The 14,875-nt window shown below is 40.7% G+C and carries 14 protein-coding genes; 5 read left to right on the forward strand and 9 right to left on the reverse strand.

What is annotated here, in order from left to right; translation table 11 throughout:
* Positions 1-23: 23 nt before the first annotated feature.
* The 5 genes from J4526_06820 to J4526_06840 all read right to left on the reverse strand — a co-directional run bounded on the left by J4526_06820 (position 24) and on the right by J4526_06840 (position 5,306).
* Positions 24-1,115 carry a hypothetical protein gene (locus J4526_06820; protein ID WFO74781.1) on the reverse strand — a complete coding sequence of 364 codons (1,092 nt, stop codon included), beginning with the start codon at positions 1,113-1,115 and terminating at the stop codon, positions 24-26.
* A 168-nt stretch (positions 1,116-1,283) separates the two neighbouring features.
* On the reverse strand, positions 1,284-2,372 hold the full coding sequence (locus tag J4526_06825) for a hypothetical protein (GenBank protein WFO74782.1): 1,089 nt from the start codon (positions 2,370-2,372) through the stop codon (positions 1,284-1,286).
* Between the two features lie 20 nt (positions 2,373-2,392).
* A complete protein-coding gene (locus tag J4526_06830) occupies positions 2,393-2,542 on the reverse strand; it encodes a hypothetical protein (GenBank protein WFO74783.1) in 150 nt (49 codons plus the stop codon).
* 125 nt (positions 2,543-2,667) lie between these two features.
* Complete coding sequence (locus J4526_06835; GenBank protein WFO74784.1) at positions 2,668-3,759, reverse strand: hypothetical protein; 1,092 nt, start codon at positions 3,757-3,759, stop codon at positions 2,668-2,670.
* A gap of 302 nt (positions 3,760-4,061) precedes the next feature.
* Complete coding sequence (locus tag J4526_06840) at positions 4,062-5,306, reverse strand: hypothetical protein (protein WFO74785.1); 1,245 nt, start codon at positions 5,304-5,306, stop codon at positions 4,062-4,064.
* Between the two features lie 127 nt (positions 5,307-5,433).
* Here J4526_06840 and J4526_06845 point away from each other — a divergent pair, with 127 nt between their 5' ends.
* Complete coding sequence (locus tag J4526_06845) at positions 5,434-7,101, forward strand: hypothetical protein (GenBank protein WFO74786.1); 1,668 nt, start codon at positions 5,434-5,436, stop codon at positions 7,099-7,101.
* A 108-nt stretch (positions 7,102-7,209) separates the two neighbouring features.
* On the opposite strand, the gene J4526_06850 is transcribed toward J4526_06845, so the two are convergent.
* The 3 genes from J4526_06850 to J4526_06860 all read right to left on the reverse strand — a co-directional run bounded on the left by J4526_06850 (position 7,210) and on the right by J4526_06860 (position 10,030).
* Entirely contained in the window at positions 7,210-7,644 is a 435-nt protein-coding gene (locus J4526_06850; GenBank protein WFO74787.1) for a hypothetical protein, read from the reverse strand.
* A gap of 11 nt (positions 7,645-7,655) precedes the next feature.
* Positions 7,656-8,546, reverse strand: coding sequence for a DUF89 family protein (locus J4526_06855; GenBank protein WFO74788.1), 891 nt, complete (start codon positions 8,544-8,546; stop codon positions 7,656-7,658).
* Positions 8,547-8,653: 107 nt separating this feature from the next.
* Positions 8,654-10,030, reverse strand: a complete 1,377-nt coding sequence (locus J4526_06860; GenBank protein WFO74789.1) for an alkaline phosphatase family protein — start codon at positions 10,028-10,030, stop codon at positions 8,654-8,656.
* Between the two features lie 211 nt (positions 10,031-10,241).
* Here J4526_06860 and J4526_06865 point away from each other — a divergent pair, with 211 nt between their 5' ends.
* From J4526_06865 to J4526_06880, 4 genes are all read left to right on the forward strand, one after another.
* Positions 10,242-11,141, forward strand: coding sequence for an ABC transporter ATP-binding protein (locus tag J4526_06865; protein ID WFO76369.1), 900 nt, complete (start codon positions 10,242-10,244; stop codon positions 11,139-11,141).
* A 6-nt stretch (positions 11,142-11,147) separates the two neighbouring features.
* Complete coding sequence (locus J4526_06870; protein WFO74790.1) at positions 11,148-11,885, forward strand: hypothetical protein; 738 nt, start codon at positions 11,148-11,150, stop codon at positions 11,883-11,885.
* Positions 11,886-12,030: 145 nt separating this feature from the next.
* Positions 12,031-12,432, forward strand: a complete 402-nt coding sequence (locus J4526_06875; GenBank protein ID WFO74791.1) for a hypothetical protein — start codon at positions 12,031-12,033, stop codon at positions 12,430-12,432.
* A 299-nt stretch (positions 12,433-12,731) separates the two neighbouring features.
* Positions 12,732-14,192 carry a hypothetical protein gene (locus J4526_06880; GenBank protein WFO74792.1) on the forward strand — a complete coding sequence of 487 codons (1,461 nt, stop codon included), beginning with the start codon at positions 12,732-12,734 and terminating at the stop codon, positions 14,190-14,192.
* Positions 14,193-14,258: 66 nt separating this feature from the next.
* Here J4526_06880 and J4526_06885 read toward each other — a convergent pair whose 3' ends face one another.
* Positions 14,259-14,855 carry a hypothetical protein gene (locus J4526_06885; protein WFO74793.1) on the reverse strand — a complete coding sequence of 199 codons (597 nt, stop codon included), beginning with the start codon at positions 14,853-14,855 and terminating at the stop codon, positions 14,259-14,261.
* Positions 14,856-14,875 lie beyond the last annotated feature (20 nt).

Consider the following 14,875-nt stretch of genomic DNA (forward strand, 5'->3'; position numbering starts at 1 on the left):
AGACTCTGGTTCAATACTTGTTTTCAGCCTATATCCCAGCTCATTACCACTTCCCAGAGCTTGTCTTTTAGTTCTCCTATGTTGTCTTCAGTAGCGCAAGCATAAATTATAGCGGTTCTATCTTTTACTGGATCGTAGAATGTTATGAAGAACCCTCTTAACCTAACTTCCTCGTATGGCTGTACATCACTACGTGAAATCATGCCTCCCTCCATGAGCCAGGCATCGTATCCCTTATAGTTTATCTTCGTTATGTTATAGACAACATCAACATATGTATACGGCTTAGGGCAGCCATGGACTCCTAGCCAGAAATTCTGGTCCCATATTGCAAACTGTGACACGAGACCTACATCAGCGACATCGTGTTTGCCCTGGATCCAATACATTCCTATCCATACCTGGTATCCTTTACTGCCACGTTCAAATCTGTCGTGTGGATAATAGTAGTTGTTTATACCCTTCTCACCAAGTGGAAGCCACACGAAATCCATTTTTGTATGGAATCTCTGGAGCCAGTCGTAGTCTTTGAATCCTTGTGTGACACTCCACTCGTTATCCAGTACAACGTAGTAGCTTATCCCAATGACTACTACTAATATGATGATAGGTATCGTAATATGTTTCATTGAGAAAGAATGTTTCTCGCCAAGTCTTGTGGTAACTTCAGTACATATTCTTACTATAGTTATCGAGAACAATGCATCCATAATAAGTACTGTAAACCCCTTCATCCTCAGTAAGACCGGCATGTAATCAAGAGTATTCGTCATAACAGCATAGAGTAGAATCCATAATATAGCATAAATCAGCGGTGTTATAATAAATGATACATGAAGGTACTTGATTTTCTTAGCAGTAATCCAGTAGGCAAGACCCACGACTACATAGATCCAAAACGCTATCATGTATACCTTATAGTATAATATAAGTATAGCTGGTATCAATAATGATGCTGCCAGAGCCCATGGTAATGGTAAGAGCTCGTAAGCTAGCACAACTCCTGTTAGATCATAGTAACCGGGTACATGAAGAGCATCACTAGCAATTCTCGCTGCAATACTTGTTAAAACAGCGAGAATTAAATATGAGATCTTAACTCTTGTTGAGCTCATTTCATCCACCGATCATATCTTATCTGTTGAAAGGAAGTAAAATATTATACTTTCATTTCGGCATACAAAACCTAAAAACATTTAATAAAATAAAGTTTTGTAGTAAATAATTGCCTGTATACTTCTTAGAGAATTTAAAGCACAATTAGCTAAGCATACAAATGTAATTTATCTTTTATATGTAATAAGGTTCATTAGATCATCTATATATGCTTCATAAAATGCTAAAGCTTCAGTGCCTATTCCTGTCGCCATAATTATTTTTCTTCTTTCAACTAAGGCTCCGCATGGAAGTATTGTTGATGCACGTCTACCGGAGTATACCAATGGATTAGGTGTTAACACTGGCTCTATAGTGCCTCCCAGGAATTCTCCTGTATCACTGAGAACAGCTACGTATAGTCTATGAACTCCATAGGGGTCTTCACTATAGTAGAAGAGGAGGTTTTCTCCACGTGATAGCTTGGCTACGAAGCCTCCTCCTGTTTTCACTTCCCACTTGAGGGGGATAAGTTCTGGTATAACATTAGTGTCCTTGAGCTCTACGAAATTCTCTTTCCTGGGACCAATAAATATTGCTCCGATGTTTCTTCTTTTTATATATGGTCTAAGGATCATGAACCTATCGTTGAGCGGAAACGTGTCTCTAAGGTCATTATAGGCTTTAGGTTCTCCGCGGTGCATGAAGAGAACAGGCTCTATTTTAAGTCCCTCCCTTCTATCCACGTAGGCTTTGAAAGTGAAGACAAAGTCTTTATCCCAATAATGGTAGCTTCTCACGTGATACAGTAAATTAGGATCAAGTGGGTCAACACGGGGATCTTCAATGCTTTCACCTGGGAGAACCCTATTGATGTATGGTTCTACGACGAGTTCATAGAATTCCTCATTTATATCAAGAACTGCACGTGCTATGAAGGTCTCCGAAATAGTACTTGGTAATGTGGCGACTCTTATGTAGAGAACAGCTTTCTTGCTTGATCCAGCTATTGTGGGGTTCGTGGCTATTGATGCTTGTGTAATAATCTCCCCAATACGGATCCGGACTCTATCAGGTGTGATAAGGCTCTTTAATTTAAAGATCCCTGGCCTACTAGTATAGGGTTTTCTAACGACTAGTTTTTTCTTTTTCTTTGCCTTAATGATCATGTTGTAGAAGTAGGTTTCTAAAGTAAAGTCAATTATTCTTCTCAATTTAATTAACAGTCTCTCTACGTCCTCAATATTTTCAGCGGATACCTCGTAGCCTCTAACCAAAAACACCAACTCCAGTCATATTACATGTAAGACAATAATGTTTTTACATAGCATGCCGACCTCATAACAATAGTGTATACGGGGTAAAGCTTTATAATATACGGCTCTACCCACGTCTTGAGCGTAGTCATCATGTTTGTTAGTATGAGTATTTTTAGAGACAAAAACATTTGATTACTCCTCTTTCGGAACACTCTATTACCGTACTTTGTTTTATATCTTGTCTCTAGATATAATAAACTCTCGGTACCACGCTTTTCATCATTAATTATTTTCTAATGAATACTTTATGTAACTACTTAATATCCTTCATGTGCTCCATTATTTTTTCAATGTCTGCCGCAAATATTCCTATAGCGTGGTCGCTTACTCCTCCAACCCATATTATTTTCTCCTTGTATTTCACGAGACCATCTCCGAATATTACGGCTGGCCTATCTCCGTACATCTCCTCTAAACCACGTGGTGCTAGTAGATAATACTTAGATATCATTTGTGGCTCGCCTTCTCTGTTAACAATCATTAGCCCGTTTCTGTATATACCGTCGGTTTTCGATACTCCATGCCATCCAACAAGATACTCGTTGGAAGACAGCTCTACAGCGTTTGTTGACCACCCGACTTTTCTCTCCCAAGACTCATTGTAGAATATTGGCTCGAAAGTATCTATGTGAGCTGTAGCCTTATCTAGATCGGCTATACAGCGCCAACAAATTTCCTCTCCGAAAACCATTGGACGTGTAAGCATTGGTCTCTTGATACCACTACCCAGTAATGCAGAGTCTTTCCATACTAAAGGCACGTGGTATCGGCCGTACCCTGAGATCTTGAAGTAGTCTTTTCTGAGGATATTCATGTCCTTGTCTAGAAAAGCTATTGCCTGTAGACTATACAGTTTACTTATGCCTATGTGTGGTTTATCGCCTATGTTCTTCTCGGAGAAGGATACGCCAGTATATAGCACTATATACATGTTGTTGTCAATGACAACACGGGGGTCTTCACACCCGAGGGCAAGTTCCCAGGTCTCAGTAGGGTATATCACGATCCTTGCGTCAATAGGTTCACTCGGTTTTACGCCACTAAGCAGCTCCTCTATGTCCAGCTCGAATACGCCAACAACAGATGCGTAATGATAGTATCCAAATATTATCCTTGGAAACACATAGAGCTTCCTTCCAGAAACCACGGCTGCAGGATTGAATGCTGCAACAGGTTTTCTTCTAATCCAGTTAACTACGTTAAGCATTTCTGGACTAATATAGGCTAGTCTATCAAATATATCAACGACATCGCTGTTCCTGAGGCCAGTGTACTTCCTTCTATTTCTCAGCATTTTGAAGTATAGTTTCAATTCTATTCTCGTAGACCTTGGGAAGAGCCTCATGAAACAACTACCCTTCACTACTACTTGATCACAACTATAAGGCTAGTTGATACCCTGTAGTAGAAAAACTTTACCTAAAACAACTGAAGAAAAACACTAATAAACCTCAATACAAGAACTTTATTGTATACATTTGTTCGCATTAATTTTATACACAATGGGGGCCGTAATGCCCTACTCATTGGTACTCCATGCTAACATACAGTACGCGGAAATACCTTCAAGTAATATACAGGATGTCTATGAGTAATCAAACAGACCTGTTATAGAAACCCTGGAGAAAAGCCGTCGTTAGTGTTCCATTAGAATAGCTTGAGGATTTCTATGAGGAGTATTCTAAGAACATTGATTAATATACCTATGCTGGTGACTATCAGTGCTGATACTGTTCTCTGTAACTGGATGAGAGTACCAAGGCTGTGTATCTGAGTTATCAGCGTCTCACCTGTATCTGATACTGCTTCCCTTAATCCTCTCACGTAGTCAAGTATCTTCTCGTTAACATACATTAATGCACGAGACTCTGCTTCAACTATACTGCTTGGCTTTTCTTCCTCCATAATAGGGGCAGATATATGGGTCTCCATGGCCTTAGTCTCGTGTATAAACCTGTCGAGATAAGATATTGCGTCAGTATAGCTTGGATACATTTTAACCATTTTCTTTAGTATATTGCTTGTAATAAATATGTTCATAAGAGGTTTCTCGTAAAGCATTGCTATAGTGCTGGTATACAGGTTACGGGCACGCCTAAACACATCTATGAACATGTCAAAATAAGTTCTAACAGATGCTAGCAAGGAGTTGAGTAGGAGTATGTTTAGAGCAATGTGTATGTCTTCGGGTCTAGAATGTATTTTCATCACATAGGTATCCAGACCTCTTGATATAGATGAGGAATGCTCTACAGACCAGCCCTTGATTCTAGGTATTCTTAGGAGCCTATAGAAGTACATTTCACGACGTGGTATGACAAGCCCTATCTCGGTTATAGCGTCAGGTTTCCTGATTATATCGCGGAGGTCCTCTATTTCGTCTATAGTCTTTAAGTATACGATGTTCGTGAAAACGAAACTGCGTGCAATAACTGATGGATTACCTTCTATTATATGGTTTGTAACAATGTTATTCATGTCAACTCTATATTCATCGGGAAGCATGTAGAGTGCGAGAAGAAGTTCTCGTACAAACCTTGGTGCTTTGACAACAATTTCTCTCTTCACCTCTGATAGCGGTGTCTCGCCTTTAATAGGAATATTCTTGTCGAAAACAATCATGTGGGGCAACTTATTATTAACAGAGCAGGCAACGGTTTCATCGTCAATAGTCTCAAGGAATACTCTACTACAATTAACTAAATCAGATTCTAATATGTAGTCGAAGAAATCAGTTTCACGGTTCTCAAGACGTTTTACAAATAATCTTACCTGCTGGGTTTCCAGGGGAAGACCTTTCTCTATAGAATCTTCATAGAGTTTGATAAGCCATGGGGGCAGTGTTACGCCTAGAAAACATAGCGTAAACATGTTTCCTCCATTACTAGACAATGATCCTTACACCTACTCTGTATACTTACTCTCTCACGGTATTATAGTGGAATAGTTCTTAGTATATTTAAAAACAAGACCATGTAATTAATATTATTCAAGTGGTAGAGGGGAAGGTGTACTTGTTTTGAAAGACAAAAGGAAGATCAAGATGGAGTTTAGTATCCCCGTTACGAGGAAGGGTAAAGCAGCATTTATTGTTACAACAATAATGGTGCTGTACATCATCTTCTATTTATCTTACGGATTCATTGCAATAGTATCAGGGTTTGCTGAATGGTGGGCGTCATTATCAATTAGTGTAAAAATAGGTGTTGTATTAATTGTCGTAGGCTTGATCCTAATGATTATATGGAGTATATGGAAAATAAAGACTGTCACCGAGGTTCTCAAAAATCCTGACCTAAAGCCTATTCTTGCAACTAAACCCGTACATAGAGTAATGGTTTTAGTGGCGCTAGGGCTTATTGTAGCTGGGTTAGCGTTTTCTATTGTTGCTCAATTAAGAACTCTTGACGCGAGTCCCTATGAGATAAATATTGTAAGGTTAGACACACCAATAAATACTAGTACTGCCAGACTTGTCCCGCTTCATACTGCCTACGCGTATGCTGTCTCGATGCTACAAACGCCGACACATACGATCTATGAGGAGGAGACCTATGTTTATTATCTTAACGGTAGTATCGTCTATAATTGGATTATTGAGCCTGAGGGATTTTGGAACGCTATTAAGTACTCACCTCAAGGAGTTATATTCGTAAATGGCTCAGTGTATCCACCTAAGGTGGAGATTATTAACCGTAAACTAGTGTGGGGTCTCCATAATTTACAGGCAACGCCCTTCTACTTAAACAATCTCTATAGAGAAATAAAGGTACGTGTTGGTTTTGATAAAAGAGTGCTTATGGACTGTAATATAGAGATCATGTATAACGATAAGATATACATATTAGTACCAATAGCTACCTGGAGAGTAACAATGTTTACATCAGTGCCAGTACTTTATGGATATGCTGTTGTAAGCGAAGACGGTAACATAGAGATTCTCAATGTAGACCAGGCAAGAAACGATCCGAGATTCAAGAACATACCCTTGGTCCCCGACGTCATAGCGCGTGAATGGACTGAGATATACAAGTGGTACACTGGTGTTGGAGAAGTCATACTACGCCATAACACCTATGAGATAAGAGATGTTGGAAGAAACCCACAGCCCTATCTCATGGTAGATGAGAAAGGCAGACCATACTGGGTGTTTATAGTCGAGCCACCGGGCCAGACCTATGCGGCAAGATACATATTCTATGTTGATGCAAGCAACCCCGAGCCACATATAATGATATATACTCTCCCCGAGCCAGTCATGGGTATATCCAAGGTTGAATCAATAATAAAGCAGGCTCACCCCACATATGACTGGGAGCAGTTCGAGATCGCTGAGCCGTTGCCCATACTAATCAATGGTAAACTGTACTGGAAAGTAACAGTAATAACAAAAGATGGTAGAGGACTAGTGTCAATAGATCTTGTTGACACAGAGACAAATCAAGTATTGAGTCTAACGCCGACAGGAAAAGTAACAATGACCAAAGTGCTTACTGAGTTCCAGATCATAGAAATACCCGAGAATGTAACAAAGCCGCCGACAACACTGCAAGAGATTATAGAACGTATAGAACAGATCAAACAGAAGATCAAGGAGTACCAGCAAGAACTAGACCAGCTATACCAGGAGCTAGACCAGCTTCAACAGATACTAGAAGAAATAACGACAAACGAGACAAAAACATGATACATAATCTCTTATTAGACCCTCAAAACAATTTTTCACTTCTTTGATAAACAATTATAACAATATTTTTTGTCTAAAACCGCATCAGCATAAATTGATTACCATAGGTCATCGGCTTCTCGCTAAGACAATCACTACAAGTATTCCTACAAGTACAGAAATCGTTAATCCCACAAGCGATCCTTCGATAAACCAAGTTACCATACCTAAGACAACTATCAATAATAATAGTGCCAAAGGTATATGCGGTAGAGACAACAATCTCCGTATAATATTCTTATCGCCAATACCTTTAGTATAGACAAGTCTTTGGATACATGAGTAACCTGCATACAAGGCAATAGCTAGATAGACAAGATACTCTATGCTCCCGATTCTATAAGATGCAATAGCAGTTGTTACGAGGAATAATGTCGCTGAGAAAAGAATCAGCGTCACAGTGTATTCCTTCTTTTTCTTAGCATACAATACGTATCCTGCTATGAGAGAAACCAGTGCCGCTGCCATAAGTACTCCTTGTACTACATCAAGTACTTCTGTCATAACCTTTACCCTTACTTTCTTGGTTTAGACAGGAGGGCAACATAGGTTCCTTTCTTTCCTCCGGATACGAGTGCTATAATATCGCATTTAGGCATCAGTAGGAATACAGTAGGTTTACCAAGATCTATTTCATGCAGGTACTCGAAATGAGCCATTCCTTTTGCTATAACGATGTCTGCTTCTTTCAGCTCTTTGAGTAGATCATTTGATACCCTGTTTAGGTGTATACTTGACCCCATGTATCCTGTTGATATTAGTTTATCGAGATACTTGTCGAGTCCAGCGTACTCGGCATCACTTATCGTTAAATCGTTCTGGAATCCTGGGTCTTCTTTTGCGGCGCCAACAACCTTGTTGCCCATTTCTCTTATAATGCCTATGAGTATGGTATCAAGCACGGCCTCGCCGGCGTTGTCAAACAACCAAAGTATCCTGTGTCCTCCTTCTTTAAGTAGATTATAGATCTCTCTGGTGTGGTCAACTGTTATGGGTGTTGAGAGTATTGTTTCTTCACTGATCTCTTTAGGGGGTTCGTGTCCAGCAACACCTGTATCCATTGCATTACCTGCTATGGAGATCTTCACGGCAAGCCTGAACTTGTCGTACCCGTCAAGCCCCTCTATGAGCTTCTTGTACTTACTTATCATCTTCCATGAGTCATCTATAGCTCTCCTCTTAATGATCCTGTAGTGCTCGACTACTTCTGGCATGATTTTTGTCAATCTGTAGAAAATCCTTGAGGCAATCATAGTGAGCTCGCCGCCGCGGACAAATTCGTTGCGTATCACACTCAATAGCTCAAGTTGTTTCTCAATAGCTTCATCTGGGTCGGCAGCTGCTGATCTGATGTCGCGGAGCCTAACGTCGGTGATACATTGTATGCATGGCGGGTATGTTCTCATGGTTATTCACCCTATACTGTATCTTCTTGGTTTTAGTTAGATCAAGAGTGGTTTTCTCTAAAAATTGTTTTGTATAGATTTGTTATAGACAAGGCATGTGAAAAACTTTAGTTCTCCACGTTATCGTTTTTAGTGAGTTCTTTAACACCCATGGCTTCTAGTATTTTCTTCTTTACATCAACTATGTCTATCACACCTTTGTCGCCTGACTCAATAGTGCCTTCGGGGTCATATATTGTGAACACACCGTACCAGTCATGGACAGCGTCATCGGGGCCTTTATCGTTTTCCTCTAGGTAAGGTGTTGGCCAGCCTATTGTTCCTGCTGCACGCCAGTTCAGATCGTCTAGATACACTAGTGTGTCAGGTGCATCACCATTGACGACAGGGTAGAGTTCCTGTGGTGTATAGAGCATGTTCTTCCATTGCTCACCACTTGGTCCACGCAGCTTCTTCAGCTCGTCACGTAGTTCTGCTATGACGTCCGGAACCTTCTCGGGGGGCACTATGCCCTTGGGTTCTCTGCCCTTGATGTTTATGAATATCCTAGAGTAGTAGCCTCCCCAGCCCCATGCCTTGGTGTGCTCCCAGTCAACCATATCGGGCTTCAAGTCGGTGCATGGTTTCTCTGGTTTCCTCTTTAGCTTCAGGAACCCTATTTCTTCTAGCCACTGGTTTACAGCGAAAGCACCCTTCATAGCCTTGGCTCCATGATCCGAGACTACTACTAGGAGAGTGTCCTTCGGCAGCTCTTGGAGAAGCTCCCCGATCTTCTTGTCTAGGAACCTATAGTACTCCGGTATGACATGTTCATACTTGTTACCAGGCTCATACTTAGGGTGTTCTTTGTCCCAGTACTTCCAGAAAGCATGATGTACACGGTCAACACCTATCTCGACGAACCACATGAAATCCCATTTCTTGTTCTTCACGAGATACTTTAGTACCTTGAAGTGCTGCTCAGTCATCTCCCATAGTTCCTTGACAATCTTGTCTTTCTCATGGCTCCTATAGACAACGTCGAAGATGTATGGGCCGACAAGCCCTTCTATCTCCCTTTTGAGGCCTGGAGGCCACGTATACATTTTTGTCGCATCAGGTGTTATGAAGTCGCTTATAAGATACCCCTTGATCGGCTTGGGCGGATAGCTTGGGGGAACACCAACGACTATACTATGGTAGCCTAGGCGGCCAAGCTCAACCCATATATGGGGGTGGCGTACTAGCCTAGAGTTAGCAATATAGATCTCGCCGTAGGACCCAGGTTTCCTATGCCTAAAACCATAGAGCCCGAGCTCGCCGGGCGTCTTCCCGGTGGTCATAACAGCCCATGCGGGTATAGTTATAGGAGGGTGGCTTGACTTCAACACATATCTCTCGCCATCACCAACGATCCTGCCGAGATACTCAAGCTCGTTTTTCATCTCATCATAAAGTATCCTCGGGGGAGCACAATCAAGACCTATGACAACAGTTTTCCTCAACAATTATACACCCTATCATATACCTGCTCTTTTTTGCTTGTAAAGCTATACAACCAGAGGTTTATAGAATTGACCTACTCTGTCTAAACCTAGCTAATAATGGTTTTCATGGCTCTAATTGGGTAGACTACTCTCCACATATCAGGTGGATTTGCTTCTACAAGAGGTTTATGCTTGTGGAGAAGCCTTATTGTTAGAAACGGGTGGCACAGTGGTTTTAGAAGCTGTTGTAGCTGAGGGTCTTGGGAAGAAGTATAAGAACGGTGTTTGGGGCGCTGTTGACGTGTCTTTTAGTGTAAGAGAGGGGAGCATAGCGGTACTGCTGGGGCCTAATGGCGCCGGCAAAACTACTACCATAGGCATGCTTACAACAATACTCAAGCCCACTCGTGGACGCGGTCTTGTCGCCGGCTATGACGTGGTGAAACAGGTACGTGAAGTACGTAGGAAGATAGCGTTATGCCCGCAGGATGTACACATAGACCCTAACTGGACTCCATGGGAAGCTGTTGTAGGCTACTTGTGGGCACGCGGGATACCTAAGTCTGATGCTAGAGTCTATGCAAAGAAGTGGCTTGAAGAACTAGAGCTATGGGATGTAAGGAATAGGGTTGCATACTCACTTAGTGGTGGCCAACGCAAGAGAATAGCTGTCGCGATGGTGCTTGCTAGCGAAGCCGATGTAATATTCCTTGATGAGCCTACAGCTGGACTTGATGTCGAAGGGAGGTATAAAGTATGGAAGGCTCTACGAGAAGCTGTTAGGGATGGCAGGACGATACTCCTTACAACACATGATATGAATGAAGCCGAGACTGTTTCTGATAAATTAGTACTTATACATAAGGGTAGAGTAGTTGATGAAGGAAAAACTAGTGAGATCAAGAAGAAGCTACCTTATACGCACAAGGTGGTGTTGAAGAAACCTAGAATGAAACCAAGTATAGATAATGATAGGATTCTCGAGCTAGGAGACACATTGATCATCTATACGAACAGTTATAGAGAAGCATTATCAATAGCTTCTGACTCTATTGCCGAGAGCGTGTCTATACAGACTGTTTCTCTTGAAGACGTCTACCTGTATATTGTGAAGAATATATCGGGGTGACTTGTTATGTCATTTAAGGGCGTAGCTTACCTTACAAGTAGATGGATCATAAGACAGCCTACATGGCTCTTTCAGTCAGTAATGTTCATGCTAGGCTTCATAGTAATAATGTATGCTTGGGGAGGAGTTGAGGGTCTCAGAAATCTTATCATAGCATGGCTGATAATGGGAGGCTGGTCTACAGGCATAAACCTTATTGCACAAGAGATTGGTTGGAGCCGTGTTGGTAGAACACTACACATGTACATAGCAAGCTCGATCACACCATTCAGCTACATACTAGGCAGCTTCATCAGTAGCATGATGTTCCTCGGTGTAGAACTAGTAGTCGTTGGCTTCATGGCGTATATGTTAGGGTTCTTCACAGAACTACTAGTCGGACTACTATTATCAATACCACTAATATTCATATCAATGCTCCTCGGGATAGCAATAGTGATGAAGCTTCGTGAAGGAGTAAACGTCTCGGCGATAACAAACCCTATTGCAAACATATTCTCGATCCTGCCTCCAGTACTTTACCCAGCAAAACTCGTGCCCAGTCAAGTAGTGGTATTAGGGATCGCCATACCGCTTAGGAAAATAGCACTACTAGTCCCCACGGCAACAGCAGCTGAACTAGCAAGACAACTAGCGGGCCTCGGTGTCTCAGAATCACTTACATACGTAGCAACAGTATTCGCAACATGGATTATAATAAGCATAGTAATTGCATTATATGCAATAAAATGGGGTCATGAATAAAACCAGGAGGTCTTTTAATGGCTTTTCTTTTATAACCGTTTTTACTCATGTTTCCTAAAAAACTATTTAGTTCCAAGAGAAGAAAAATAAAATATGTATTAGGTAAACATTATTTACAAGCCAATAGGTTTCTTGGAGTGATATCATGGGCAAGCTTGCACATGGTATAGCTGTTAAATTTCCTGTAGGATTTGACAACATAGTACAGGCTGTTGCCAGTATTAATATAGCCTCTAACGTATTCGGCGAGATCTATAGTACAAAGCCGCGTATGGCCGTATTTGTTGGAGAAAAATACTACTTTAGAGCCAAGAGCGGCTTAGTAGCAACGACTATAGTTGTAGAGAGCAGCCAAGGGACAATAGTCAAGGTAATTACTAGTGGCGGGCGAGAAAGTTTCATAGACTTCTTCGACCTAGGTGCATCAAAATCTTATGCACACAAAATCATAGACGAGCTCTCCAAGAAACTGGGTGTACAGCCAACAATTATAGCTGAAGTAAACAGGCTAGACTACCTGAAAGCAGAAAGTCTTCACGGCATGTAGACAAACCCTTACCACAAATACTAGGCGATATTTTTCTCTTCATTGTTTCATCATTCTAAGTTTACGTTAAAACTATGACCTATACTACTATAGCCTAAGTCCAAACAATGAAATAGTGTTTTGTACTAGCTTCATGCCAATACAGTTCTTGCCGCATTAGTTTTAGGAATTGGAGGGATTCCAGCAAATTAATAAAATGAGTAATAAGTCTATTCAAAACAAATACTTGGAAATATTATTTTCCCGGGAAATTATTTTTATAGCCTATGTATGTCTATGGTAATGGGGATATTTTTACCATGATTGAGAACAGGGAGATTTTACTTAAGTGTATTGTATATGGTGTAATGCTCCTCCTTCTAGCCATCTATACATACCTGTACGTCACGCCGATAATGTACTTTATAGTTTTTATAGTAATCATGACAGCTATACTTATGCTTATACAGGTAGTTGTGAATAGATCAACTATTTTGGGTATAGTTAACACGTATTTATTCATAAGCATACTTAGTTGTCTCACGCTTTTGAGACCGAGAACAGCAAAGATCGGTGATCCAATTATCTTATGGACTACCTATAGTGTTTTCATATTTATTTCAGCTCTCATATGGGTTGTTTCATCGGCGATTATAACAAGTAACTTATCATTTGAGTATAGGCGGGTGAAGAACCTAGTCAAAATACTATCATCTATAGGTATACCATTATCTGTTGTTGTCTACCTGCTTGTCGTACCATTTAACTCGTTGAATATCTATGAAGTACTAGTAATATCCACAATATCATCGCTAATGGCCTCAGCTCTACTATTTTTCGACCAGTTATTATTTCATAAAGCTATCAGACTAGCTAAGCATGTTCGTACACATGATGCAGACCAGTTCATCTACACACTAATACTCATCATAATGTTCTACTCGTTAGCTCTAGTAACCACTATGTTGCCCGGATTTCACCCAAGTGAACGTCCTTTCCTAGCACTTGGTATAGCCTACATCTACTACTATTCTGGACTAGCAATAGCTTTTGTAGCACAACTCTTTCTCAACCATGGACTTGTTGTTGAAGAAATAAACGACTCTAAAACAGTATTTCTAGAGAGATCTCTAACAGACTATTATAGACTAAGATATTTATCTTCTCTCGTGAACCTATTCAATCATCTAGAGTATATTGGGCCTAAAGGAAGATCCCTTTTAAGCCAACCACTCAAAGAGGCTTTAAGTAAGGGCTATAATAACCTACCGGGTCATGTGAAGAAGATAAGGGTTTTCAAGAAAATACCTGAGCTTATCGAGGAGGCGGATAATGTATATGTTGTTAGATTAAAGAAGGAAATCTATGACTATCTAACGCAACTAGAGGATCATGGTAAAGCTGCTAAAACCGTTGAAACATTCATCCTAGAGTTATATAAGAGCATAATCAGTAAAGAGAACTCCAGAGCATCAACTAAGCAGTTTAGAGGAGAACTAAAGCATATAATTAGGCAGTTAAAAAGTGCTGGATTACCTGTAGATCCCATTGAGAAGCTATTAAGTAACCTACAAAGGCTTTCAAGAGAAGAACTTGAACAATACATTGAGTTCAATAGGCTGACTCTTCGCGATCTAAGGAACTTTATTGTACATGGTAGATTGAGTAGAGAACTAGTAGTTTACAAAGGTAAAGTATCCGAGCTTATACCATTTACTGTTGAGCCCGATAAACTATATCTTGTGACAACATGTCTCTTAGCGTTGGTGGGTGGACATTAAGCTGATATTATTTGGCTTCTCAGTAAATCATTGGCTAATAGTTATTTTTATCTCTTGGACATTATTCTAGTAGTCGTTGATACTAGTTATGGTGTTCAAGAAACTTAACGTTGTTTTTGCTGCTTCTGCCTCCTGGATTATTCTTATAGTCTCGTATAGTTTGAGCATTGTTTCGATGAGATGTAGTCCTTTTGCCAGGTTTTCGCTGGTGTATGGTCTGTTGACGGTAACTTTGATTCTTGTCACACCATCATAGTCTCTTATGAACTCAAGGCCGTGTTCTCTAAGCAGGTTGTTAACAAGTTCTTGGCCGTGGAACCATTCAAGGAATCCTCCATAACTGGTCTCAATAGCTCCGTCAACTGTGTAGTAGAGTACTAGGTCTGTTCTAAGACTCCTCGTGATGTCTCTATAGGTTTGCATCAACTTGTACAAGACATCATCTAGTCTTGGCAGAGCCTCAAGGAGCTCATTATAAACATCTTCCAACAGATCTTTCTCAGGCTTATAGACTTCAAGTACAACGTGTTTAAGGAAACGGACAACTTTATCTCCATAGTCAACCCAGTTGCTCTCGGCAAAACTAATGTCAATACCTTTCTTCTTGTACTCGTCTTCAATAGCTGGCGCCCTAATAAGAGAACGAACTTCAATCCAGTGCATACTACATGCACCCTAGCTCC

Source organism: Desulfurococcaceae archaeon MEX13E-LK6-19, from assembly GCA_029637525.1.
Taxonomy (GTDB): domain Archaea; phylum Thermoproteota; class Thermoprotei_A; order Sulfolobales; family Desulfurococcaceae; genus MEX13ELK6-19.

Excerpts from the sequence above, each read along its gene's own strand:
- J4526_06820 (WFO74781.1), bottom strand. The coding sequence starts at position 1,115 with ATGAGCTCAACAAGAGTTAAGATCTCATATTTAATTCTCGCTGTTTTA.
- J4526_06830 (WFO74783.1), bottom strand. The coding sequence starts at position 2,542 with ATGTTTTTGTCTCTAAAAATACTCATACTAACAAACATGATGACTACG.
- J4526_06835 (WFO74784.1), bottom strand. The coding sequence starts at position 3,759 with ATGAGGCTCTTCCCAAGGTCTACGAGAATAGAATTGAAACTATACTTC.
- J4526_06850 (WFO74787.1), bottom strand. The coding sequence starts at position 7,644 with ATGACAGAAGTACTTGATGTAGTACAAGGAGTACTTATGGCAGCGGCA.
- J4526_06855 (WFO74788.1), bottom strand. The coding sequence starts at position 8,546 with ATGAGAACATACCCGCCATGCATACAATGTATCACCGACGTTAGGCTC.
- J4526_06870 (WFO74790.1), top strand. The coding sequence starts at position 11,148 with ATGTCATTTAAGGGCGTAGCTTACCTTACAAGTAGATGGATCATAAGA.
- J4526_06875 (WFO74791.1), top strand. The coding sequence starts at position 12,031 with ATGGGCAAGCTTGCACATGGTATAGCTGTTAAATTTCCTGTAGGATTT.
- J4526_06880 (WFO74792.1), top strand. The coding sequence starts at position 12,732 with ATGATTGAGAACAGGGAGATTTTACTTAAGTGTATTGTATATGGTGTA.
- J4526_06885 (WFO74793.1), bottom strand. The coding sequence starts at position 14,855 with ATGCACTGGATTGAAGTTCGTTCTCTTATTAGGGCGCCAGCTATTGAA.